Source organism: Bacillus pretiosus, from assembly GCF_051294775.1.
GTDB lineage: Bacteria > Bacillota > Bacilli > Bacillales > Bacillaceae_G > Bacillus_A > Bacillus_A wiedmannii.
Genome location: NZ_JBPPHF010000002.1, coordinates 207019 through 230780 on the forward strand (window position 1 = coordinate 207019; position 23762 = coordinate 230780).

Here is a 23762-nt window from a genome sequence, read left to right on the forward strand (position 1 = left end):
CTTTGTCGATAGAAAATTAAAGGAATTTGTCTTAAAAGTCAAGAAATTTAAACTATAGCTGTTCAGTGAGAGGAAGTGAGCGCATGAAACAGACGAAACAAAAAGTAATTGATGCGGCAATATCGTTGTTTAACACGAAAGGTTATGATGGAACGTCGGTGCGAGAAATTGCAAAGCGAGCGGATGTGAATGTAGCGAATATTTCATATTATTTTGCTGGAAAGCAAGGTTTATTAGAACAGCTTATTACTGACTTTTTAGAAGGATATATTCATGTGATTGAAATGTCGTTCGAACAGAGAGAATATTTGTCGGCTAAAGATGTGATGATGCAAATGGTGCGCGAGATTTTACGATATCAATTTGAAAATAGGGAACTGACACGTTTCTTCTACCGAGAGCTTTCACTTGATACGACATTAATTCGCGAAGTGATGACCATTTACTTTTCTAAAGAAAGATATTATATAGAGCAAATGATTAGACAGGGACAAATGAAGCAAGAGTTTAAAAAGGTATCTTTTACAATGTTTATGACGCAATTAAAAGGCATGATGAATATGCCGTTTTTATATCCACAATATATATCAGAAGTGCTGCATTCTTTTCCGTCTGAGACATTTTTCATAGAAATGTACACGAAAGAAATTGAACAATGGATGGAGCAAACATTATGTATAACGAATATGTACTATGAATTGCCAAGAGCTGTTCATATGTGAAAAATCCCCACCTAACGGACTGAGGTGGGGATTTTTGTGCTTTCTTTCCTTTGCCATGCATTGTTGCATAATAGCGCAATAATTGTTAATGAGGCTCCGGCAATTTCAATTTTGTCGACTGTATAACCTCGAAAGATGGAACCGATAAGTGCAAGTACAGGAACTAAATTCATAAATAATATGCCGTTAATAGATGAAATATAGCGATTTCCTGTGTTCCAGCAAAATACAGCGATAACACCTGCAACAATCGACATATACAAGAGTTCAAAACGAACGCTCATAATGGTACGAAGTGACGGCATAGTAACGATGTTTGTGTACGTGAAGAAAGTGACAATAACGATGAGTGAAATGGAGCCGAATAAACAAGTTAACGTCGTATATCGAAGTGGTGACCAAGATTGAAAACGAGCACCACCGTTCGTGTAAATGACCCAGCAAGTAACGCCGCATAGCATAAGTATATTTGTTGAGAGGTGACTGGCAGCTCCAAATAATAAGTGAATATTTCCTTTTGAAATGACGAGCATAACACCGAGCAATGCAACGAACATACAAAGGAATGTGTAGTTTTGTGGGCGTTTGTTTTTTGTTATCGACTGCAATAATAAAGCGATGAGTGGCATAAGAGACTGAATCATCGCAGCATGAATGGCCCCAGAAGGCCCAGCAAGTTGTTGGCCGTAAAAAATGAGAAAACCATATCCAGCGAAACCGACTGTTCCGTAAAAGAATAACGAAAGTGTTCTTTTCTCTAAGCGGAGTGAAGTTTTTCCTTCAGTAATGAATAGCAAAATAAGAAAAATAATAGCTGCTGATCCGTATCGGATAGTTGTGAAGAAGAACGGATCAATAAACTGCAGGGCATTTGCCATGACAGGAAACATAAATCCCCAAGCCGTTACGGCAAGTAAGCATAGGAGGGATCCGAGTAGCATTTGTTTTTTGTCCAAGAGTATCTTTCCCCTTTACATTTCGTTATAGTAAGTTGATGAAATAAGTATAAAGAGTAATTGTTTATAGAAGGAAATATCGATTTTTTATGACAGTTATAACTTTATGTTAGAGGTGTGTACGATGGATTTGGAGGCAGTACGATCGTTTATTGAAGTGAAGAATACGCGAAGTTTATCAAAGGCGAGTAAGCTTTTACATATTTCTCAACCGGCGCTTAGTAAACAAATTCAAAGGTTAGAAGCGGGCTTAGAGGTTACTTTACTGAAGCGTTCCGCACAAGGAGTGGAGTTAACAGAAGCTGGAGAGTTATTTATAACAAGAATGTTACCGATTTTGGAACACATATATGAAGTGAAAGCCGAAATGAAGAATTTTCAAGAGAAGCGGAAAATTTCTATAGGCATATTGCCAAGTTTAGCAGCTCATTACATATCAAAATGTAAAGATGTATTAGGTGACGGATTCGAAGTAGAATGGAAAATTGAGCATACGAAAGTACTAATGGGACTCTTTAAAGAACGGAAGATTGAAGCGATGTTCGTCGATTCAGTAGTAGAAGGCGCTACGTGTATAAAAGAAATGCGAGTAGAAAAAATTGTTTGTGTAGTTTCAAATGATCATCTTTATAAAGAGAAAACAGTGATCCGAATGGAAGATTTGCAAAATGAAAAGTTAATCGTATACCCAGAAATCTGTGATGTAAGGAAAATGATTACGAATATGTTTCAGGGGATAGGTGCGAAACCAATCATTGCATTTGAAACTTCTTATGCAGAACCGATGCTTGCGATGGTCGGAGCTGGACTTGGTATTACGTTACTTCCAGAAATGTCAGTAAAGCAAGCGGTAAAGCAAGGGAATGTGCATGCGATTTCTATTGAACCACCACTTGCACGCAAAATTTATTTCGTATCCCATATGGAAGAGAACCCGTTATTGCAATCATTTGATGATAGAAGCTAATCCAAACAGAAGATTGAGAAAGATTACAATTGCATTGAAAGAAACATGAAATTTTAAAAAAAACTAGGTCAAAAACAAGCCATTACATGGTATGATTAGTACATTGTTAGTTGTTAAATATAGGGGGATTCCCTTTTTATACATAATGCCTTCCATTTCATAAACGGAACGGACAAAAAAAGAGATATAACTAGGAGGCTTTTTTGCATGGATTCTATCCTGACGATCGTTATCATTGTAGTAAGCTCTATTCTAGTGCTGCTCATGATAGAGCTTGTGATAAGAAATCGTTCATATAAAGATATTGAAGCACTGGAGCAGTGGAAACAAGAGATAAAAGATAAACCTGTGGCAGATGAACTAAAACGGGTGAAAGATTTAAACATGACGGGTCAAACAGAAGAACTGTTTGGTAAATGGCGTGAAGAATGGGATGAGATTGTATCAACAACCCTTCCGAAAGCAGACAAAGATTTAGCGCAAGCGCGAAAATTCGCCTCGCAATTCTCCTTCCGAAAAGCAAAGCATGCGATGAATGAATCCATAAGTGGTTTAGATGACGCTGATAATCGTATTACAGATATTTTAAATGAATTACAGCAATTGTTAGAAAGCCATGAAAAAAATAGCTCGGAAATTGAAGAGTTACGTGATACATATCGTAGTATGAAGAAGAGTGTTCTTGCTCATAGACATATGTATGGAGCAGCAGAGCAGAAAATCGAAGAGATGCTAGATGCTGAATCTAATAAGTTTAAAAGCTTTGAAGAGGCAACAGATAATGGTGACTATTTAAAAGCGAGAGAAATTGTTATTAGTTTAGAAGAAGGTTTGGCAAGCTTAGAAATCATTATTCATCAAATTCCGGATTTATTGGTAGAGTGTCAAGCGACGTTACCAGTTCAGCTGGAAGATTTATTACAAGGACATAATGATATGGTAAGACAAGGTTATGTATTAGAGTATTTGGAAGTCCCTAAAGAAGTTCGTGATATGACGACACAACTACACACATGTTTAATGGATATACAGGAGCTTCATATAACAGAAGCCGCTGAAAAAGTAGAAAACTTAAAAACGCGTTTAGATGGCTTCTATGATCAACTGGAACAAGAAGTACATGCGAGACATTATGTGGAGCAAAAAACACTTTCTGTTTATGAAGACTTAGAAGAAATTCGTACTGAAACGATTGAAACAAAAGCAGAAACACAACTTGTGAAACAAAGTTATCAGCTACAAGATAAGGACATTGAGTCTCAAAAAGTAATTGAAAAGCAAATGCATATTTTAACGAAACGTTTTGAAATGCTGCGATTACGCGTTGCGGAACAAGATATAGCCTTCTCTATTATTCGTGAGGAACTAGAAGAGGTTTATGAGCAATGTGAAACGTTAAAAGTACTTCATGCAGAATATAAAGAAATGCTGCAAACGATGCGTAAAGAAGAATTTGAAGCACGTGAGAAGTTACAAGAAATGCGAAATATCATTTTTGAAACGAAACGTTTTATGCAAAAGTCGAATTTGCCAGGTCTTCCAGAAAGCATTATGGAAGATTTACAAAGAGGACAAATGGCAATGCAAGCTGTATATGAACAGTTAGAAGTGAAACCGTTAAATATGAATGCTGTAAATAGCAGTTTAGAAGAAGCGTACACAACTGTTAATGGTGTAGCTGAAATGACAGAAGAGTTAATTGGACAAGCGTATTTAGTTGAAAAATTAATTCAATACGGTAATCGTTACCGCAGTCATGATGAGAACCTTGCAGAGAGCTTAAATTATGCGGAGAAATTATTCCGTGAATATCAATACGATGCAGCTTTAGAACAAGCGGCTTCTGTACTAGAGCAACTTGAACCTGGCGTTGTTCAAAAAATAGCTGAATATGTAGACAATGAACAAACCCTTTCATAAGGGTTTGTTTTTTTGTGTAATTTTGGGGACGATGTTGCTATAATGAATAGCGGAATACAGTAAGGTTATTCGTTTTAAAATATAGTGAAACTGTAGTCAGTAGGGTCATCCTCGCTAATTATCGGCCTTCACAATCGGGATAAAATGGAACCTTTGAGTAGTCTTAGCGTAATTACACGTATTTGTGATATGATTATATGATGTGATAGCGCTGAAAGGGGAAGAACGATGATCTATTTTGATAATAGTGCGACGACGAAGCCATATCCAGAAGCCCTTCAATCGTACGTAACGGTTGCTGGAAAATATTTTGGAAACCCTTCTTCTATTCATTCGCTTGGAGGAGAGGCAGAGCGTCTATTAACACAATCAAGAACGATTGCAGCGCAGCTTCTTCACGTTAAACCTTCTGAGATTATTTTCACATCAGGTGGAACGGAAGGGAATAACCTTGCGATTAAAGGAATAGCGATGAGGAATCGTTCGCGCGGTAAACATATTATTACAACAAATATTGAACACGCGTCTGTGTTTGAAGCATATAAACAATTAGAAGATCTCGGTTTTGATGTAACATATTTACCGGTTAATGAGCATGGTGTTGTATCGGTAGAGGATGTAAAACGAGCACTTCGTGAAGATACGATTCTTGTGTCAATTATTCACGTGAACAACGAGACTGGAGCAATTCAGCCTGTTGCTGAAATTGGAACGTTATTATCGAACTATCCGAAAATAAGATTCCATGTGGACCATGTACAAGGGATAGGAAAAGTACCGCTTGATTTATATGCTTCTCATATTGATCTTTGCTCAATATCTGGACATAAATTCCACAGTGTAAAAGGAACGGGTCTTCTTTATGTACGTGATGGCGTAAGATTAGATCCAATTTTATCAGGTGGTCAACAAGAGCTTAAGTATCGCTCTGGTACAGAAAACTTACCTGGCATTGTAGCGATGGTGAAAGCACTTCGCATGACAATGGAACAAGTGAAAGAAAAGATAGCTCATTTGCAAAATTTACAAACAGAGCTTGTCCGTTTCTTGAAAGAGATGGAAGATGTAACGATTAATACGTCGCTTGCATATGCAGCACCGCACATTTTAAATGTGTCATTTGTTGGTTTAAAACCAGAAGTGGTCGTTCATGCTTTAGAAGAGCACGGTGTATATGTATCGACGAAGTCTGCTTGTTCTTCAAAAGCAAATGAAGTGAGCAGAGTGTTAGTGTCAATGGGAGTACCCCATGCCGCTGCTGCAAGTGCTATTCGTATTAGTTTGGCACCAGAAAACACGATGGAAGAAGTAAAACAATTTGAAGGTATTGTGAAAGAGACGATGCCAAAATTATATGAAGTGATGAGGTAAAGGAATATGATGACATATGAATATATTTTAGTTCGTTATGGAGAGATGACGACTAAAGGTAAGAACCGCTCTAAATTTGTAAGCACATTGAAAGATAACGTAAAGTTCAAGCTGAAAAAGTTCCCAAATATTAAAATCGATGCAACGCATGACCGTATGTACATTCAATTAAATGGCGAAGACCATGAAGCAATTTCTGAAAGATTGAAAGATGTATTCGGTATTCATAAGTTTAACTTAGCGATGAAAGTACCATCAGAATTAGAAGATATTAAAAAGGGTGCATTAGCAGCTTTCTTACAAGTAAAAGATGATGTGAAAACATTTAAAATTACAGTGCACCGTTCTGATAAGCGCTTCCCAATGAAGACGATGGAGTTACTTCCAGAAATCGGTGGACACATTTTAGAAAATACAGAGGATATCACAGTAGATGTTCATAATCCAGATGTGAATGTACGTATAGAAATTCGCAGTGGTTACAGCTATATTATGTGTGGTGAGCATATGGGAGCTGGTGGTTTACCAGTTGGTGTTGGCGGAAAAGTAATGGTACTTCTTTCTGGTGGTATCGATAGCCCAGTAGCAACGTACTTAACGATGAAACGCGGCGTGTCTGTGGAAGCAGTTCATTTCCATAGCCCACCTTTCACAAGCGAGCGTGCAAAACAAAAAGTAATCGATTTAGCACAAGAGTTAACGAAGTACTGTAAACGTGTAACGCTTCACCTTGTTCCATTTACAGAAGTGCAAAAAACGATTAATAAAGAAATTCCATCTAGCTATTCAATGACAGTTATGCGCCGTATGATGATGCGTATTACAGAGCGTATCGCAGAGGAGCGTAATGCACTTGCAATTACGACTGGTGAAAGTCTTGGACAAGTAGCAAGCCAAACGTTAGATAGTATGCATACAATCAACGAGGTAACAAACTATCCGGTTATTCGTCCACTTATTACGATGGATAAATTAGAAATTATTAAAATCGCTGAAGAAATCGGCACATATGATATTTCAATTCGTCCGTACGAAGATTGCTGTACAGTATTCACACCAGCAAGCCCATCGACGAAGCCGAAGCGTGAAAAAGCGAATCGTTTTGAAGCGAAATACGATTTCACACCATTAATCGATGAAGCTGTAGCGAACAAAGAAACAATGGTATTACAAACGGTAGAAGTAGTGGCGGAAGAAGACAAATTCGAAGAACTTTTCTAAAACCATAAATTACCATATCTAAAACGTGTATGAAGTCATGTTATTTATCACACTCTATACTCACAAGGAGGTGATATAACATGTCACGTAGCACAAATAAATTAGCGGTTCCTGGTGCTGAATCAGCATTAGACCAAATGAAATACGAAATCGCTCAAGAGTTTGGTGTTCAACTTGGAGCAGATGCAACAGCTCGCGCTAACGGTTCTGTTGGTGGTGAAATCACTAAACGTCTAGTTTCACTAGCTGAGCAACAATTAGGTGGTTACCAAAAATAATCCCATATAAGATGGCTTAGAAAGAGCGGGTTTTCCCGCTCTTTCTTTTTGTTGTTTGCATCGGTATACATTCATTTCGACATAGACATAAAAAATTTGTCAAAAGAAGAGGGTTCAAAATTAACTGAAAATTCTTTATTATATAAGGGAGGCATAGAAATGGAGGAGGATATTGTATGAAGAGAGAGGAATTGTTGGCGCCACCGTCTTATAATTTAGTTTCTGAAATAGAGAAATATACAGGTGATAAAGATAAGCTTGCTTTAATTTGGCAAGATGATAAAGGGAATAGACGAGAAGTTACATACGCTGAGCTTATGAAAGGTGCGAATAAAATTGGAAACGCTTTTATAAAGAGTGGTCTGCAAAAAGGGGACAAGCTCCTCATTATGATGCCGCGCTTAATTGAAGCGTACATGACGTATATCGCTGCGATTAAAGCAGGATTTGTCGTAATTCCGAGTTCGGAAATGTTGCGCAAAAAGGATATAGAATATCGCATTGGGCACGGGGAAGTAAAAGCAATCGTAAGTTATGAGCCGTACATTGGGCAGTTTGATGATATAGAAGCGATGGAATCTCTTCAAAAATTCGTTCTGAGCGAGCAGTCAGTAGATGGATGGATTAATTTAAAAACAGCGTTAGAAACAGAAAGTGACATGTTAGAAATGGCGAAGACTGATAAAGAAGATATGGTCTTTTTATCTTACACGTCAGGAACGACAGGAAACCCAAAAGGTGTTGTTCATACGCATGCGTGGGCATACGCTCATTTGCGCACGAGCGCTCCAAATTGGCTCGGAATTGAAGAGGATGATGTTGTATGGGCGACGGCTAGTCCAGGTTGGCAAAAGTGGATTTGGAGCCCGTTTTTAGCAACTCTCGGATCGGGAGCGACAGGATTTGTATACAACGGTAAATTTGAACCAAAAACGTATTTAAACTTATTAGGTGATAATAAGGTGAATGTGCTTTGTTGTACGCCGACTGAGTATAGATTAATGGCAAAAGTAGAAGACTTAAGTGAGTACAATTTAGAAGCGTTACATAGCGCTGTATCCGCAGGTGAGCCATTAAATAGAGAAGTCATTGAAACGTTCCAAAAGCACTTTAATATTACAGTAAGAGACGGCTACGGGCAAACGGAAAATACATTGCTTGTTGGTGTAATGAAAGGGATGGATATTAGACCGGGATCAATGGGAAAACCAACGCCAGGCAACCACGTTGATATTGTAGATGAAGAAGGTATTCCAGTACAGGTAGGAGAAGTTGGTGATATCGCAGTTCACATTGAAACGCCAGCCCTCTTTAAACAATATTATAAAGACGATGAGCGCACAGCGATGCAATTCCGCGGTGATTATTATATTACCGGTGATAAAGCGAAGAAAGATGAAGACGGCTATTTCTGGTTTGAAGGGCGCGGTGATGATATTATTATTAGCTCTGGTTATACAATTGGGCCGTTTGAAGTAGAAGATGCGCTCGTAAAACACCCTTACGTAAGAGAGTGTGCGGTTGTCGCAAGCCCTGATGAAATTCGCGGAAGTGTCGTGAAGGCATTTATCGTATTAAGAGAGAATATAGACAAGAATGAAGAAACATTAATTCCAGTACTCCAACAACACGTCAAAGAACTCACTGCACCATATAAATACCCTCGCAAAATTGAATTTGTAGATGAACTACCAAAAACGATTTCCGGAAAAATTCGCCGTATTGAGCTTAGAAAACAAGAGATGGAGATTCCGTCAAAATAATTTTAAAAACAGTGAAGGAAATAGTTGAATGAAATGCCAAACAATGATAATATAAAAACGAACACAAGTTCGATTTTTATAAACTTAAAAAAGAGGTGTCCATATGATTTTAGGTATTAATCCGTACTTAGTTTTAGATGGTAGTGGGCAAGAGGCTGTACAGTTTTATAAAGAGGCGTTAGACGCAAAAGTAGAAATCATGCAAACTTTTGGTGACATGCCTGAAAATCCAGAATACCCGATTCCAGCTGAAGCAAAAGAGCGCGTTTTACATGCTACTTTAAAAGTTGGTAATACGGACCTTATGATTTCTGATACATTCCCAGGTCAAGGGCATGCAATCGGATCTCAAGTAACAATTGCAATTCAAATTAGTAATGCAGAAAAAGCGAAAGAAGTATTCGAAAAGTTACAAGAGGGTGGAGAAGTTATTATGCCACTTCAAGAAACGTTCTGGAGCCCAGCATACGGACAACTTAAAGATAAATTTAGCATTGAATGGCAAATCACAACGAACCCTACTGAACAAAAGTAATTTTTAGAAAAGCACCATTTTTAATCGAAATGGTGCTTTTTTTATACGCTCTAATTTCGTAGACTAAAGGGAAAAGGGGGATGAGCATATGGGAGAAATTTGGTATGGCGGCACCACTTACACGATGCGAGAAGAGAATGAAAAAGTAGAAGCTATTTATGTTGAAAAGGGCATGATTGTTGATGCTGGGAGTAAGGAAGAGCTAGAAAGTCGATATTCAGACGTGAAGTTGTATGACTTAAAAGGCAAAACGATGATCCCAGGTCTCGTTGATAGTCATATGCATCTTATTGGGCACGGGGAGAGGTTACTCCGTCTAGACTTATCAAATTGTACATCTTATAGCGAAGTGTTGACTCTTGTTCAGAAGCGAGTAGAAGAAGCGCCAAAAGGTTCTTGGGTTATTGGAGAAGGCTGGAATGAAAATAATTTTACAGATACAAAACAAGTTCATGTACGTGATTTAGATGAAATCTCTAAAGAACACCCCATTTTATTAAAGCGCGTTTGTCGCCACGTTACATGGGTGAATTCATACATATTGCAAGAAGCGAACATAACAGAGACGACGCAAGACCCGAAAGGAGGAAAAGTCGGCCGGGACGCATTGAATAATTTAACAGGGCTTTTATATGAACAAGGACAAGAACTAATAAAACATGTTCAGCCTGAAATTGATGAAGCCTACTTACAAAGAGCTCTGCAAACAGCGATTAAAGATTGCTGGCAATACGGACTCGTCGGTGGGCATACGGAAGATTTAAATTATTACGGTGGTTTTAGAAAAACGCATAATGCGTTTTCTCATGTTATAAAAGAAATGCCCTTTAAAGCGCATTTGCTCGTTCACCATGAAGTGGCACATGAGCGAAAAGAATATGAAAATGAGCATTATATTGAATTTGGAGCGATGAAAATTTTTTCTGATGGCTCTTTTGGCGGAAGAACAGCTTTATTAAGTGAACCGTATGAAGATGCGCAGGAAACAAATGGAGTTGCAATCTTCTCACGTGAAGAGCTTGCGGAGTTAGTGAAAAAAGCACGGGATTTACATATGCCAGTTGCGATTCATACAATAGGTGATTTATCGCTTGAATATGTCATTGATGCACTTGAATTATATCCACCAGCAGAAGGTTTTCGCGATCGTATTATTCATTGTCAGTTAGCTCGTGAAGAATTGATTGAGAGAATGCAACACTTGCCGGCTATTATCGATATTCAGCCCGTCTTTGTGTCATCGGACTTCCCATCAGTCATTGAAAAACTAGGCGAGCATCGTCTTCGATATGCATATGCTTGGAAGACGTTACTAGAAGCGGGATTACACTGCAACGGTGGGTCTGACGCGCCAATTGAACAAGTGAATCCGTTTTTAGGCATATATAGTGCTGTTACACGTAGAAGTTTTATTGACGGCGTATGCTATATGCCAGAGGAAAGATTAACGGTATATGAAGCTATCTCTTTATTTACAACAGGAAGTGCCTATGCAATCGGAAAAGAAGCGAAGCGAGGGAAAATCGCAAAGGGATATGAAGCGGACTTTACGATAGTAGATCGAAATATATTTGAGGTAGAGGCAGAAGAAATAAAAGAAGTACAAGCAGAAATGACGGTAATTGATGGGAAGATTGTGTATAGGAAAGACGTGTGAAAATATATCGACTTACCGATAAAAAATGACAAGAATAGTGGTCGGTAGCGAGAGAAATAAATAACCGCCGAATTATGGGATCCCATAATTCGGCGGTTATTTTAATGCTATAAAAATGTTCTCTGTACTTTTTCCCAGAAGGAATTGTTTTTTAATTTAACTGTTTTAATTTGTTTATCGCTTAAGCGTACAACAGCTTTTTCCACTTGTTTAATGCTAAGCGCTTCATTATCCATACCGATAACTGGATAATCGTTACCGTCTGGTCGTAGTTTTAAAGTTAGTGTACGCTCGTGATTTAAAATGAATGGTGAACCGAGCGTACGGTATGTGTTGTTATTTAAAGATGCTAATTCGCTTACTTGGAAGCATGGGATAAGCGGATCAACAACCGCACCATGTAATGATTTATTGTAAGCTGTACTTCCTGTTGGGGTAGAAACAACTAAACCGTCCCCTCTAAATGTTTCGAAATATAGATCATCAACGTGAACATCTACAACGAATGTTTTAATAATGCTAGAGCGTAATGAGAACTCATTTAAACAATGGAAAGATGTACCGTGATCTACATCTACCTGAATTGTTGGATATTTTCGCACTTCAATTTCATTTTTTGTAATTTCTTGAAGGGCTGTATCGACGTGATCAATATGGAAATCGCAGTAGAAAGAAGTTTCATCTTTCGTAGAAATCCCTGCGTATAAACAATCTTCTCTAAAACCAGTTTGACGAACGGCTTGTAAGAAAGTTGCATCATCTCCAACACTGACGATAGCGTTTGCATTTTTTGAATGATCTAATATGGTAAAACCATTCTCTTCTAAAATACGATAGATTGGTTTCATTTTTTCAACGAGCGTTGCTTTGTCATCACCATAAAAGAAAAATAAATTGCGACGATCTGCCATTATGTATCCCTCCACTGCAGTTAAATTTTCTGTTCTTCGTGCTACATATCATCCAAATATGTTCCCCGACGATATGTTCAAATAATATATTTCGATATAAAATGTCAAAATCCCTTTTTATTTTTAGAAAAATTTTTATATTCAATTTTAAAGGTTCCTGTTTAATGATGAATAAACTTGTCGATAATGGGTACGGAGTGAAAGGATGATACGTATGAAGTGGCTCGTGATTGGAATAATAATTCTTCTCCTTTTTATTTTGCTTATACTATTGTCGAAAATAAAGCTTAAAGTGACATTTTTATATTCAGAAACGGAAAAGCAATGTTTGTTTCAAGTGAAAATATGGATGATTCGATATACGTTTGACGTATTGGAAAGAATTGAAAAACAGCAGAAAAAGACAGGAGAGAAAATCGAAAAAGCTGAAGAAGACGGCGGAATTGATAATAAAATTATGGCACAACTTGATAGTATAGGGGAACTGATAAAAAAGCTGCAAGAAGTTCATACTATCGTTAAAGATTTTCTCAAACGAGTAAAAATCAATGGTTGGAAATGGCACACCCAAATTGGAGCAGGTGATGCAGCTAGTACTGGAATTGTCACTGGATATGCATGGGGGACAAAAGGAATGGCTGCTGGAGTTGTAGGACAATATATGCATATTGTTGACGTACCAGAATTTGAAATCACCCCTGTTTTTCAAGGGAAAGGATTTGCATCAAGATGTGAGTTAACAGCATCTTTTCGTATATTTCGTGCTATAAAAACGGGTATCAAATTACTCACGTTTATGAGAAGACAAAGATCTGGTACGAATGAAAAATCAGTTCAAGCATAGGGGGGATATAAAGTGGACCATCCAATTCAAGGTTTAATGACAACCGCAATGCAGCATTTAAAACAAATGACTGATGTAAATACAATTGTTGGTGATCCGATTAAAGCGGCAGATGGAAGTGTAATTCTTACCGTTTCAAAAGTTAGTTTCGGATTCGCTGCTGGTGGAAGTGAATTTGGTAAAGTAGAACATTCAGGCCGTCATCCATTTGGCGGGGGAAGTGGTGGAGGAGTTTCTATTAATCCTGTTGCTTTTCTTGTAATAAATGGAGAAGGTGTAAAAGTGTTGCATTTAGATAAGCAAACACACGTCATCGATAAAATAATTGAATTAGCACCACAAGCTGTTGATAAAGTGAAAGAAATGATGGATAAACGAAAAGAAGACGATCCTGAATTTCAAATTTAACAAATAAAGAAGCTAATCAATGGATTAGCTTCTTTAATTTTTTTGTAAATAAAGCGATTTTATTTGCATTATCGATAGGGACAAACTATCATTTACATTGTACATATTTTGTTTAAATAAGGGAGGATTTTCAAGTGGCAAACGTAACTTTTAAAGGTAACCCAATGACTTTAGTTGGAACAGAAGTTAAAGTTGGCGATCAAGCGCCAGAATTCCAAGTATTAGCAAATGACTTATCTCCAGTAAGTTTAGAGACATACAAAGGCGAAGTAAAATTAATTAGTGTTGTACCTTCAATCGATACAGGTGTGTGTGATGCACAAACACGTCGTTTTAACCAAGATGCAGCAGGTATTGAAAACGCGAAAGTGTTAACAATTAGCGCTGACTTACCATTCGCTCAAAAACGCTGGTGTGCAGCAAACGGTTTAGAAAATGTTGTTACACTTTCTGACCACCGCGATCTTTCATTCGGTGAAGCTTACGGCTTAGTAATGAAAGAGCTTCGTTTACTTGCTCGTGCAGTATTCGTAGTAGATAGCAATGACAAAGTAGTTTACGCAGAATACGTAAGCGAAGGTACAAGCCATCCAAACTATGAAGCAGCATTAGAAGCAGCTAAAGCGGCAAAATAATGTGAAGAAATGACCTCTTATAAAGAGGTCGTTTTTTCTCATGTATTGCTGCGTAATGGTACCAATATATGAGAAAAAACGTTATATCATATATAACTTAAAGGGGAGCTCTTTGCAGGAGGTCGCTTTTTCTTTTTGGAAAAAAACACTTTGTGGTATGATATAAGTTATGTGTAAAAGAGAGAAGGAGGAATGTACGTGAGTCAGACAGTAGAAACATTATTTTCTATTTTTGATTCTTCTGCGGTAGTTTTACGTAAAGAATTAGATGTAACATATTTAGAGGCGCTTGTAGAAACAGGTGATAACTTGTTTGAAGGAGCAATTTTACAAGAGGAATTATCCGAATCAGCAATTGAAAGGCTGAATCGTGAATATAGTACGTTTAATGAAGAAACATATAAAGGTGAAGAAATTCGTAAAGCATTTCAGTTAGCCATTTTAAAAGGAATGAAAGAAGGCGTACAAGCGAATCATGAAATGACGCCTGATGCAGTTGGAATGTTCATGAGCTACTTATTCCATAAATTTATGCAAGGGCAAAACGAAATTACTGTTTTAGATCCTGCAATTGGAACAGGTAACTTAATGACTACAGTATTTAATAGCGCCAAAGAAGGACTAGCAATGAGTGGATTTGGTGTAGAAGTGGATGAAGTGTTAATTAAACTTGCTTTAGTAAATGCGAATTTACAAAAGCATGCAATCGAATTCTTCCATCAAGATGGACTAGCGCCACTTTATATCGATCCGGTTGATGCAGTCGTTTCAGACTTACCGATTGGTTACTATCCAAATGAAATCGGTGCAAGTGAATATAAGTTAAAAGCAGATGAAGGAATGTCGTATGCCCATCACCTATTTATTGAACAAAGTGTGAAACATACGAAAGAAGGCGGGTACTTATTCTTCCTAGTACCAAACTTCATTTTTGAAAGTGATCAAGCACCAAAATTACATGCATTTATTAAAGAAACATGTTTTATTCAAGGGCTATTACAGCTACCTGTTTCCATGTTTAAAAACGAGAAAAATGCAAAAAGTATATTTGTTCTCCAAAAGAAAGGTCCTAGTGTAACAATGCCAAAACAGGCGTTATTAGTGGAGTTACCTAAATTCTCCAACATGAAGGCGATGGAGAACATTATGGATCAATTAAATACTTGGTTTGCAACCCACAAATAAGGCAAGGTATATGTAACAGGATTAGTAATTCATGTAGTACAGTTTTATAGGATATGTCATATTTTTAAATATATACTAGATTAAACTGAATTTTTTTGAAATCTGTAATATATATTTTTTCTTGGTGTTACAATTTTTTCACTTGAAATATATGTCGGACGATGTTTAAATTAAAATCGTGAGTATAAAATTCACTAATGATGAAACGTTTTCATATTTAGTGAATTTGATCAGATAAAATCGAGCGGTTTGTGGACATATCCACACAACTACCAAGAGAAAAAGGGGCGAAAGACTAGATGTCAAAAATCATCGCGATTAACGCAGGAAGCTCTTCCTTAAAATTCCAATTATTTGAAATGCCAAGTGAAACAGTATTAACAAAAGGTTTAGTAGAACGTATCGGTTTAGAAGATAGTATCTTCACTATTACTGTAGATGGCGAAAAACAAAAAGAAATTACAAATATTCCAGATCATGCAGTAGCAGTAAATATGCTTCTTAAAAAATTAACTGAAAACGGAATCGTTAAGTCTCTAGATGAGATTGGCGGTATCGGTCACCGTGTTGTTCACGGCGGCGAAAAATTTGCTGACTCTGTTTTAATTACTGATGAAGTATTAGCTGATATCGAAGAGTTAAGCGATTTAGCACCACTTCATAACCCAGCAAACCTTGTTGGTATTAAAGCATTCCAAGAAGTATTACCAAACGTACCAGCAGTAGCAGTATTCGATACAGCATTCCACCAAACAATGCCGGAATCTGCATTCTTATACAGCCTACCATATGAGTACTATGAAAAATTCGGTATCCGTAAATACGGTTTCCACGGAACTTCTCATAAATACGTAACTGAGCGTGCGGCTGAATTATTAGGTCGTCCACTTGAAAGCTTAAGCTTACTTTCTTGTCACTTAGGTAATGGTGCAAGTATCGCAGCAGTAGAAGGCGGTAAATCTATCGATACTTCTATGGGCTTCACTCCACTTGCTGGTGTAACAATGGGTACACGTTCTGGTAACATTGACCCTGCTTTAATTCCATACATCATGGAAAAAACAGGCCAAACAGTAGAAGAAGTAGTTAGCGTATTAAACAAGAAGAGTGGTATGTTAGGTCTTACTGGTTACTCTAGTGACCTACGTGACATCATTGCGAAAGAAGAAGAAGGCGACCACCGTGCGAAAGTAGCACTTGATGTATTCGTAAGCCGTATCCACAAATACATCGGTTCTTACACAGCTCGTATGAAAGGCGTTGACGCTATCATCTTTACAGCTGGTGTAGGTGAAAACAGTGCGATTATTCGTGAGCGTGTATTAGAAGGCCTTGAGTACATGGGCGTATACTTCGACGTAAAACGTAATAACGTATTTGGTGAAGAAGCATTCATCAGCTTCCCACACTCTCCAGTAAAAATTATCGTAATTCCAACTGACGAAGAAGTTATGATCGCTCGTGACGTACTACGTCTTGGAGATATTGGTTAATATACTATATGAAAAAAAGACGAGATCCTATAGGGTTTCGTCTTTTTTCTATTGGATATATTTCAAGATTCCATCTGGATATAGTGCTTTCTCTTTTTGAATAAGAATATAGCTGAATGATTTCATGACCAATTTCTCCATCTAGATGAAAGATATTTTCTAAGCAGCCTAAATAATTGGTGATTTCCACTTCTGTGTGAAGCTCTTCTTGAAATTCGCGAATAACGGTATGTGCTGATTTTTCACCAAGTTCAATTGAACCGCCAAGAGGTCGGTAATATGTTTCATCGCCTGTATGATATTCTTGTACGAGAAGTCTACCGTGATGTATAGCAATGCCAAAAGCTTTTGCACGTGGATACATATATAATCACTCCTTATTTCTTTTGTATAAGGATGATTATAATGTGTTTTGTAATAAAAAGTATCGTGTATTTAGGACTGCGGTCTAATCGTGAGTCCATCAAATAGGTCACTCCAAAATGCTTCATTGTACTGGTATACATCCATAGTAGGGCATTTTATAACGCAAATATTTTGTAATCCCCAATCTTCTTGGGCAACATTTGGTACATCTGCAGGAAGTAGTAATAGGACAGAGAATTTATGTTTAACTATTTGAGATAAAATGTGTTCCAAAGAATGCGCTTCTTCGTATGTTCCTCCAGTTCGAATAAACAATATGGATTCTGCCGTTTCAATTGTAGTTAGAAAACGATGAATTCGATGCTCATAGTTTAACTTAACTTCTGTATAAGAAGGCCAAGAAGTTGGTGTGTTTACATCTGTTTTAAAGTCGTGGCAGGAGTCGATTTCATATAGGTTGTCACGGAGTCTTAATTTCGCACCATCATCCCAAAATGAGATGAAAGATAAGTTTTCGAACTGTAGAAAACGGTCAAATCGATTTTGTAATAATACATTCACTTTTTCTAATGAAGGGCTTAGCATAAAATCGATAACACCAAAAAAGGGTGATAATTCGAATTGGTATAACGCCCAAGCAGGCCAGCAGTTTTGTCCTAAGCTGAATACTGCATTATATTCTTTTTTTATATTGGATAGATTCATGTGATTTATCTCATCCTTTTTGCTAATATTTTATGTCACTAAAAAATGGAATGTGAATAAAGATAGACAAGCATATTTGCAAAGAATAAGCAGAAATATGTTACAATAGAAAAAAATCGAACGAGGTGGTTGTTACGATGCGATCGAAGCGAGAACAAGCCATTTTAGACAATATAAAAGAATGGGAATCGCAATTAGTTGAGCAAGAAGCGACTGATTTTCAAAAAATTTTTGATAAATGGGTACATACGACAATTGCGAAATTACCTGAGAAAAAACGAAAAGATTTCTTTACGAAAGCAGATGGATGGCTCTTTCATTTGCATGCATTGATTCAAAGTTCACAATCACAGTTAGACGCGCGTAATCGTATTTTAGGAACGTCGAGATTATTTGATGAATCAATTGAGCAACTAGAAGATTTGAAAGCATTATCTATTGATCAGTTAACATACATAGCAGAGCAGCAAACAGCGCGACATCGCCTATATTCATTCGTACAAGGCGGAGCAACGGGTGCTGGAGGTTTATTATTATTAACGGCTGATTTTCCGGTTATGATTGCATTAAATGTGAAGGCTGTCCAACTTATTGCAACATCATTTGGACATGATGTGAACAAGCCTTATGAAATGATGCTTGCGTTAAAGGTGTTTCATGCGTCATTACTACCAGGAAGGCTTCAGCAATACGCATGGTACAATTTACTGCAAGAGCTAGAGCAAGAAGATTCGTTCTTCTATGAAGGAGACGAAGCGGTATTACAACCAGCTTCTACTGAGGTTGTGTTAAAACAAATTTTGAAAACATTTTCGATTTATGCTCTTCGTCGTAAATTATTCCAAGGTATTCCGGTAATTGGAATGGCAATCGGGTCTACAGTGAACTATCGTTTAACAAGAAATGTTACTGAATTTGCAAATAGATTTTATCAAGTGCGCCACATAGTCGAGAAGGAAAAAAGAGCGTAAAAAAAGCGAGAGGCCGAAGCCTTTCGCTTTTTTTAATTTGTTGCATGCTTTTTGGACATTGGAATAGATACTGGTTGCTTTTCTGCTTTTTTCTCTGCTTTTGGATAATAAATTAAATCCAATGTTTTTGCCTGTACAGCAATTGAAAGAATAGTAAAAGCAATTTCTGTCCAATTTAAATAATATAATGAAAGCGCAAGAACAATCGCGTCAAAGACGAAGAAAATTTGCCCAATTGTAAAACGAGTTCGTTTACTTAATACAATTGTTAAAATGTCGTCTCCGCCGGTTGCACCGCCAAATCGCAATATAAAACCGAGTCCAATACCAGCTAACGCACCGCCAACTACTGCAGCTATAAATAAATTATTTGATAAATCGACCGTAAATGGAGAATAATTTTCCATAAGAGAATAAAATACTCCGAATGAAATCGAACCTAGGAATGAATAACCAACCATTTTTTTACCTAAAAATGAAGCACATAATAAAATAATTGGGATATCCATAATTACAGTTGAAATAGATGGTGAAATATCATAAAAATTTTGGATAAATAGTGCAATTCCTACAAATCCACCTTCTGTTAAGTGGTTTTGGAAGTGAATGTGATATAGCGCTGCTGCTAAAATAAATGAACCGATTAAAACCATAAAAATTTCTTTAATAATTTGTCGACTTTGGATGTTCCTCATCGTTATTCCTTCTTTCCGTAGTTAGTAGTCCTTTTTGTGTTGTAAACTAACTACGAGCTCACATGTAGCTTCAGTTAGTTTACGAAAAAAACTAACTACGCTATATGTCGCTGAAGAAATAACGAATAATCCTCTCGTCCATCAATTCTCCCTACCTTCGTTTTAGTTTAAGTCTTAAAACGACTAAACAAAACGTGGAGTAGGATTCTTCATTTAGCAATCCTGCTCTTCTTTGTTTTGTTTAGCTAGTAACAATTAAGTCCTAAACAAAACGCTACGTGTAAGAAGAGTCTTTTTTTTGCCAAATTATCCTTCGGGCAATCATAATTTCCCCACTCTCGTATTTTTTTCGCTAGACTAAAGTATCTGAGCTGAAAAATACGCTACGTGTATGATTCGTCAATACGATGCCACATGCTCCTTCGAGCGATCATGATATCAAAATCCCTTCCTTCAAGATTTATATTATTATATCATACTTTCAAAAAATGTATGCGGATGGAAACCGACAATAAGCGGAGGAAATCTACAAAAATTGTTATGTTTAAATATTTTTGTAGAAAAGCCTAAGTTATTTTGCAGAATTGGACAGTGTTTTAATGTTTGTCCAATAAGTAAGAAAGAGAAGGCGTTTATTCAGTTGTATCTTTCTGGTCACCTTTATCTTTAAAAAACGCATCCCAGCTAATCACACTTAAAAAAGTTAAAGCGATAATAATGAAAGCTCGCATAAAATTGAGACCTCCTTTTGTACATAGTATATGAATAATTCGCTTCAGAATGTGTCATTTTTTTACAAGTCTTAATTGTTATGAGATTATATCAATATAGATAGATGAAAGGGAGAGAGAAGATATGCTAAAAGACATGTTCAAAAGAAAAGAATTAGTATGCGTTTCATGTCAGAAAAAGATTCAATATGAAGAAGAGCTCGTTGCTTTTGTAAAGTTGCCAAAGGAAAGAAGTATATTAGTTGGACCGTTCGATGTGTGTTTAGCGAAAACAGCACAAAAAATATATTGTAAATCGTGTTACGACAAAAAAGCATGACCCAAAGTAATTGAGGGACATGCTTTTTTCATTGGTGTGCTTTTCCCTCAGATACATTTTGAGTGAGTCGATACCAAAGCCAAAGGTCATTAATGATGGAAGCGAGATCGGCAATTTCTGAATTAAGTTTGCAAGAAATTTCGAAGTTTTCTTCGTTATTTAAATGATGCTGTTTTGCATTAATAGAGTGCTCGAGTTCTTTTATACGATCAGGAATCTTTCCTCGAACTTGTTCCCACTTTAATAAAATAGCATGCTGTATTTTTTCGGGGATATCTTCCCAATCTTCTTGTAAATACGGAATTTCAATTCCTAGATGATCATCGTATAAGAAATATTTTTCCATAAGTTCACCCCCGTTTTCCTGCTTCTATTGTACATGAAAACAGAAAGAAGCTCGACGGAATTGTTTGAAAAAAATTGAAAATGACTCTTGATACATTTTGTGAAAGGTGTTAAAGTGTGTATTATTATAAAAGAAAATGAATATTTATTCTTTAGGGGGATGCAAAATGGAGAAGAAAAAAGTGGTATTAGCATATTCTGGAGGTCTTGATACTTCCGTTGCAATTAAATGGTTACAAGAGAAGAATTATGATATTATCGCGCTTTGTTTAGACTTAGGGGAAGGTAAAGACTTAGCATTCGTAAAAGAAAAGGCACTTTCAGTAGGTGCAATTAAATCATATATGATTGATGTTCAAGAGGAATTTGCAAATGAATATGCATTGATGGCGATGCAAGCGCACACGTTATACGAAGGGAAATACCCTCTCGTTTCTGCATTATCTCGTCCACTTATCGCTAAGAAATTAGTAGAAATTGCAGAACAAGAAGGGGCGACTGCAGTTGCACACGGATGTACAGGGAAAGGGAATGATCAAGTTCGTTTTGAAGTTTCTATTCAAGCGTTAAATCCTTACTTAGAAGTGATTGCGCCTGTACGTGAATGGAAATGGTCACGTGAAGAAGAAATTGCATATGCAAAAGAAAACGATGTACCCATTCCGATTAATTTAGACAGCCCGTTTTCAATCGATCAAAACTTATGGGGACGCAGTAACGAATGTGGTATTTTAGAAGATCCATGGGCAGCGCCGCCAGAAGATGCGTATGAGATGACATTGGCATTAGAAGATACACCGAATAAACCAGAGTTTGTAGAAATCGGCTTTGAAGCAGGTGTACCGACTACTTTAAATGGCACTGCATATTCACTTTCAGAATTAATTAAAACGTTAAATGCGCTTGCTGGAAAACATGGCGTTGGACGTATCGATCACGTAGAAAATCGCCTCGTTGGTATTAAATCGCGTGAAGTATACGAATGTCCAGCGGCAATGACGTTAATCACAGCACATAAAGAGCTGGAAGATTTAACGCACGTAAAAGAAGTAGCACATTTTAAACCGGTGATTGAGCAGAAAATAACAGAACTTATTTATAACGGTTTATGGTTCTCTCCTTTAAAACAAGCGCTTCATGCTTTCTTACAAGAAACGCAAAAAAATGTAACAGGTACAGTGCGTGTGAAATTATTTAAAGGCCATGCGATTGTAGAAGGACGTAAATCTGAGTACTCTTTATATGACGAAAAATTAGCAACATATACTGCTCAGGACGAATTTAATCATGATGCAGCAGTTGGATTCATTTCATTATTCGGTTTACCGACGAAAGTATACAGCCAAGTGAATCAAAAGAAGGTGGAAGCGTGAGCAAACTTTGGGGCGGACGTTTTACAGAAGAAGCGGAAGCGTGGGTTGAAGAGTTTGGAGCATCCATCTCCTTCGATCAACAATTAGTAAATCAAGATATAAAGGGAAGTATTGCGCACGTAACGATGCTAGCAAAGCAAGGTATCGTTACGAAAGAAGAAGCAGAGAAAATAAAGATAGGGCTTCAGTATTTATTAAAAGAAGCAAAAGAGAATAAGCTTCAATTCTCAGTAGAAGCAGAAGATATTCATTTAAACATTGAAAAAATGTTAATTGAACAAATCGGTGAAGTAGGAGGGAAACTTCATACAGGACGAAGCCGTAATGATCAAGTAGCGACTGATATGCATTTATATTTGAAAGAAAAAGTAGAACATATTATAAAAGCTACAAAACAATTGCAAACTGTTCTTGTTCATCAAGCAGAAAATAATATTGAAACCATTATGCCTGGTTATACGCATTTGCAGCGTGCGCAGCCAATTTCATTTGCTCATCATATTCTCGCTTACTTTTGGATGTTAGAGCGTGATGTGAATCGTTATGAAGATTCATTAAAGCGCATTAACATTTCACCATTAGGAGCAGGAGCGTTAGCTGGGACAACATTCCTGATTGACCGAGAATATAGTGCGGAGCTTCTTGGATTTAATGGACTCTATGAAAATAGTTTAGATGCAGTAAGCGATCGTGATTTCATACTGGAGTTCCTAAGTAACTCATCTATGCTCATGATGCACTTATCACGCTTCTGCGAAGAACTTATTTTATGGAGTAGCCAAGAGTTTCAATTTATTGAAATGAGCGATCAATACGCAACGGGAAGCAGCATTATGCCACAAAAGAAAAATCCGGATATGGCGGAACTTATTCGTGGTAAAACAGGCAGAGTATATGGTAATTTATTTAGTTTACTTACAGTCATGAAAGGATTACCGCTCGCTTACAATAAAGACTTGCAAGAAGATAAAGAAGGAATGTTTGATACAGTAAAAACAGTAGAAGGCTGCCTTCATATTATGGCAGGCATGCTAGAGACGATGACTGTAAACAAAGAAAAAATGGGGCAAGCTGTGACGCAAGATTTCTCTAACGCAACAGAAATTGCTGACTACTTGGCCAGCAAAGGACTCCCATTCCGTCAAGCTCATGAAATTGTTGGGAAGCTAGTGCTACACTGCACACAAAAAGGAATTTATTTAGTAGATGTACCACTTGCAACATATAAAGAAATGAGCTCATTATTTGAAGAAGATTTGTATGAAGTTCTTTCACCATATGCAGCTGTAAAGCGTCGTAACAGTGCTGGCGGGACAGGATTTGAGCAAATTGAGAAAGCTTTGGAGAAGGCGAAGGGATTAGTTGGAGAGTTTGTTGGAAGTTGATTGATT

Annotated in this window: 23 protein-coding genes and 1 pseudogene; 18 read left to right on the top strand and 6 right to left on the bottom strand. The window is 37.1% G+C overall.

The genetic code is table 11. The annotated features are described in order from the left end of the window. Positions 1–83: 83 nt before the first annotated feature. The gene (gene refZ, locus ACSG5Z_RS09275; RefSeq protein ID WP_435711339.1) at positions 84–722 is read left to right on the top strand and encodes a forespore capture DNA-binding protein RefZ; all 639 of its coding nucleotides are present in this window, start codon (positions 84–86) and stop codon (positions 720–722) included. Positions 723–733: 11 nt separating this feature from the next. Here the strand turns inward: refZ and ACSG5Z_RS09280 are convergent, their stop codons facing one another. Then, on the bottom strand, positions 734–1678 hold the full coding sequence (locus tag ACSG5Z_RS09280) for a DMT family transporter (protein ID WP_435711340.1): 945 nt from the start codon (positions 1676–1678) through the stop codon (positions 734–736). Between the two features lie 124 nt (positions 1679–1802). Between ACSG5Z_RS09280 and ACSG5Z_RS09285 the strand changes: the two genes are divergently transcribed. The 8 genes from ACSG5Z_RS09285 to ACSG5Z_RS09320 all read left to right on the top strand — a co-directional run bounded on the left by ACSG5Z_RS09285 (position 1803) and on the right by ACSG5Z_RS09320 (position 11390). Then, positions 1803–2645, top strand: coding sequence for a LysR family transcriptional regulator (locus ACSG5Z_RS09285; RefSeq protein WP_435711341.1), 843 nt, complete (start codon positions 1803–1805; stop codon positions 2643–2645). Positions 2646–2852: 207 nt separating this feature from the next. Continuing rightward, on the top strand, positions 2853–4565 hold the full coding sequence (gene ezrA, locus ACSG5Z_RS09290; protein ID WP_060486568.1) for a septation ring formation regulator EzrA: 1713 nt from the start codon (positions 2853–2855) through the stop codon (positions 4563–4565). Positions 4566–4793: 228 nt separating this feature from the next. Then, positions 4794–5936, top strand: coding sequence for a cysteine desulfurase family protein (locus tag ACSG5Z_RS09295; protein WP_064460176.1), 1143 nt, complete (start codon positions 4794–4796; stop codon positions 5934–5936). Positions 5937–5942: 6 nt separating this feature from the next. After that, on the top strand, positions 5943–7157 hold the full coding sequence (gene thiI, locus ACSG5Z_RS09300) for a tRNA uracil 4-sulfurtransferase ThiI (protein ID WP_060486566.1): 1215 nt from the start codon (positions 5943–5945) through the stop codon (positions 7155–7157). A gap of 80 nt (positions 7158–7237) precedes the next feature. Then, entirely contained in the window at positions 7238–7435 is a 198-nt protein-coding gene (locus ACSG5Z_RS09305) for an alpha/beta-type small acid-soluble spore protein (protein ID WP_000091640.1), read from the top strand. A gap of 176 nt (positions 7436–7611) precedes the next feature. Beyond that, positions 7612–9198 carry an acyl-CoA synthetase MbcS gene (mbcS, locus tag ACSG5Z_RS09310; protein WP_087985410.1) on the top strand — a complete coding sequence of 529 codons (1587 nt, stop codon included), beginning with the start codon at positions 7612–7614 and terminating at the stop codon, positions 9196–9198. A gap of 103 nt (positions 9199–9301) precedes the next feature. Then, positions 9302–9733: a VOC family protein gene (locus ACSG5Z_RS09315; protein WP_048544430.1), complete on the top strand. Its 432-nt coding sequence runs from the start codon at positions 9302–9304 to the stop codon at positions 9731–9733. Between the two features lie 88 nt (positions 9734–9821). Then, positions 9822–11390 (top strand): amidohydrolase, encoded by a 1569-nt coding sequence (locus ACSG5Z_RS09320; protein WP_149213744.1) that lies wholly within the window; start codon positions 9822–9824, stop codon positions 11388–11390. A 107-nt stretch (positions 11391–11497) separates the two neighbouring features. Here ACSG5Z_RS09320 and ACSG5Z_RS09325 read toward each other — a convergent pair whose 3' ends face one another. Next, complete coding sequence (locus tag ACSG5Z_RS09325) at positions 11498–12301, bottom strand: NAD kinase (RefSeq protein ID WP_048544426.1); 804 nt, start codon at positions 12299–12301, stop codon at positions 11498–11500. Between the two features lie 205 nt (positions 12302–12506). On the opposite strand from ACSG5Z_RS09325, the gene ACSG5Z_RS09330 reads away from it, so the two are divergent. The 5 genes from ACSG5Z_RS09330 to ackA all read left to right on the top strand — a co-directional run bounded on the left by ACSG5Z_RS09330 (position 12507) and on the right by ackA (position 16866). Next, positions 12507–13145 carry a DUF2953 domain-containing protein gene (locus ACSG5Z_RS09330; RefSeq protein WP_097889195.1) on the top strand — a complete coding sequence of 213 codons (639 nt, stop codon included), beginning with the start codon at positions 12507–12509 and terminating at the stop codon, positions 13143–13145. 12 nt (positions 13146–13157) lie between these two features. Continuing rightward, positions 13158–13553, top strand: a complete 396-nt coding sequence (gene ytfJ, locus ACSG5Z_RS09335) for a GerW family sporulation protein (RefSeq protein WP_000350005.1) — start codon at positions 13158–13160, stop codon at positions 13551–13553. A 134-nt stretch (positions 13554–13687) separates the two neighbouring features. After that, the gene (gene tpx / locus ACSG5Z_RS09340) at positions 13688–14188 is read left to right on the top strand and encodes a thiol peroxidase (RefSeq protein ID WP_046956210.1); all 501 of its coding nucleotides are present in this window, start codon (positions 13688–13690) and stop codon (positions 14186–14188) included. Positions 14189–14386: 198 nt separating this feature from the next. After that, a complete protein-coding gene (locus ACSG5Z_RS09345) occupies positions 14387–15373 on the top strand; it encodes a class I SAM-dependent methyltransferase (RefSeq protein ID WP_000084362.1) in 987 nt (328 codons plus the stop codon). Between the two features lie 299 nt (positions 15374–15672). Beyond that, the gene (gene ackA / locus ACSG5Z_RS09350) at positions 15673–16866 is read left to right on the top strand and encodes an acetate kinase (RefSeq protein WP_000034571.1); all 1194 of its coding nucleotides are present in this window, start codon (positions 15673–15675) and stop codon (positions 16864–16866) included. A gap of 48 nt (positions 16867–16914) precedes the next feature. Here the strand turns inward: ackA and ACSG5Z_RS09355 are convergent. Next, positions 16915–17230 (bottom strand): annotated as a pseudogene (locus tag ACSG5Z_RS09355) (NUDIX domain-containing protein). Positions 17231–17301: 71 nt separating this feature from the next. Further along, the gene (locus tag ACSG5Z_RS09360; protein WP_435711342.1) at positions 17302–17937 is read right to left on the bottom strand and encodes a DUF1796 family putative cysteine peptidase; all 636 of its coding nucleotides are present in this window, start codon (positions 17935–17937) and stop codon (positions 17302–17304) included. A 137-nt stretch (positions 17938–18074) separates the two neighbouring features. On the opposite strand from ACSG5Z_RS09360, the gene ACSG5Z_RS09365 reads away from it, so the two are divergent. Next, entirely contained in the window at positions 18075–18908 is an 834-nt protein-coding gene (locus ACSG5Z_RS09365) for an EcsC family protein (RefSeq protein ID WP_001256865.1), read from the top strand. A gap of 32 nt (positions 18909–18940) precedes the next feature. Here the strand turns inward: ACSG5Z_RS09365 and ACSG5Z_RS09370 are convergent, their stop codons facing one another. Beyond that, complete coding sequence (locus ACSG5Z_RS09370) at positions 18941–19603, bottom strand: YitT family protein (RefSeq protein ID WP_048544413.1); 663 nt, start codon at positions 19601–19603, stop codon at positions 18941–18943. 855 nt (positions 19604–20458) lie between these two features. Here ACSG5Z_RS09370 and ACSG5Z_RS09375 point away from each other — a divergent pair. Next, the gene (locus ACSG5Z_RS09375; protein ID WP_435711343.1) at positions 20459–20653 is read left to right on the top strand and encodes a hypothetical protein; all 195 of its coding nucleotides are present in this window, start codon (positions 20459–20461) and stop codon (positions 20651–20653) included. A 28-nt stretch (positions 20654–20681) separates the two neighbouring features. On the opposite strand, the gene ACSG5Z_RS09380 is transcribed toward ACSG5Z_RS09375, so the two are convergent. Next, entirely contained in the window at positions 20682–20999 is a 318-nt protein-coding gene (locus ACSG5Z_RS09380; protein WP_088064564.1) for a radical SAM protein, read from the bottom strand. A gap of 166 nt (positions 21000–21165) precedes the next feature. Here ACSG5Z_RS09380 and ACSG5Z_RS09385 point away from each other — a divergent pair, with 166 nt between their 5' ends. Beyond that, a complete protein-coding gene (locus tag ACSG5Z_RS09385) occupies positions 21166–22371 on the top strand; it encodes an argininosuccinate synthase (protein ID WP_000412317.1) in 1206 nt (401 codons plus the stop codon). Continuing rightward, entirely contained in the window at positions 22368–23756 is a 1389-nt protein-coding gene (gene argH, locus ACSG5Z_RS09390; protein ID WP_435711344.1) for an argininosuccinate lyase, read from the top strand. Before ACSG5Z_RS09385 ends, argH begins: the two co-directional genes overlap by 4 nt. The last annotated feature ends 6 nt before the right edge of the window (positions 23757–23762 follow it).

Bases quoted from the DNA above. Each gene is read 5' to 3' on its own strand.
- ACSG5Z_RS09380 (WP_088064564.1), bottom strand. From the start codon at position 20,999: ATGGAAAAATATTTCTTATACGATGATCATCTAGGAATTGAAATTCCG.
- ackA (WP_000034571.1), top strand. From the start codon at position 15,673: ATGTCAAAAATCATCGCGATTAACGCAGGAAGCTCTTCCTTAAAATTC.
- mbcS (WP_087985410.1), top strand. From the start codon at position 7,612: ATGAAGAGAGAGGAATTGTTGGCGCCACCGTCTTATAATTTAGTTTCT.
- ACSG5Z_RS09285 (WP_435711341.1), top strand. From the start codon at position 1,803: ATGGATTTGGAGGCAGTACGATCGTTTATTGAAGTGAAGAATACGCGA.
- refZ (WP_435711339.1), top strand. From the start codon at position 84: ATGAAACAGACGAAACAAAAAGTAATTGATGCGGCAATATCGTTGTTT.
- ACSG5Z_RS09365 (WP_001256865.1), top strand. From the start codon at position 18,075: ATGCGATCGAAGCGAGAACAAGCCATTTTAGACAATATAAAAGAATGG.
- ACSG5Z_RS09295 (WP_064460176.1), top strand. From the start codon at position 4,794: ATGATCTATTTTGATAATAGTGCGACGACGAAGCCATATCCAGAAGCC.
- ACSG5Z_RS09305 (WP_000091640.1), top strand. From the start codon at position 7,238: ATGTCACGTAGCACAAATAAATTAGCGGTTCCTGGTGCTGAATCAGCA.
- ezrA (WP_060486568.1), top strand. From the start codon at position 2,853: ATGGATTCTATCCTGACGATCGTTATCATTGTAGTAAGCTCTATTCTA.
- ACSG5Z_RS09325 (WP_048544426.1), bottom strand. From the start codon at position 12,301: ATGGCAGATCGTCGCAATTTATTTTTCTTTTATGGTGATGACAAAGCA.
- ACSG5Z_RS09385 (WP_000412317.1), top strand. From the start codon at position 21,166: ATGGAGAAGAAAAAAGTGGTATTAGCATATTCTGGAGGTCTTGATACT.
- thiI (WP_060486566.1), top strand. From the start codon at position 5,943: ATGATGACATATGAATATATTTTAGTTCGTTATGGAGAGATGACGACT.
- ACSG5Z_RS09330 (WP_097889195.1), top strand. From the start codon at position 12,507: ATGATACGTATGAAGTGGCTCGTGATTGGAATAATAATTCTTCTCCTT.
- ACSG5Z_RS09360 (WP_435711342.1), bottom strand. From the start codon at position 17,937: ATGAATCTATCCAATATAAAAAAAGAATATAATGCAGTATTCAGCTTA.
- ACSG5Z_RS09370 (WP_048544413.1), bottom strand. From the start codon at position 19,603: ATGAGGAACATCCAAAGTCGACAAATTATTAAAGAAATTTTTATGGTT.
- ACSG5Z_RS09320 (WP_149213744.1), top strand. From the start codon at position 9,822: ATGGGAGAAATTTGGTATGGCGGCACCACTTACACGATGCGAGAAGAG.
- ACSG5Z_RS09315 (WP_048544430.1), top strand. From the start codon at position 9,302: ATGATTTTAGGTATTAATCCGTACTTAGTTTTAGATGGTAGTGGGCAA.
- ACSG5Z_RS09375 (WP_435711343.1), top strand. From the start codon at position 20,459: ATGCTAAAAGACATGTTCAAAAGAAAAGAATTAGTATGCGTTTCATGT.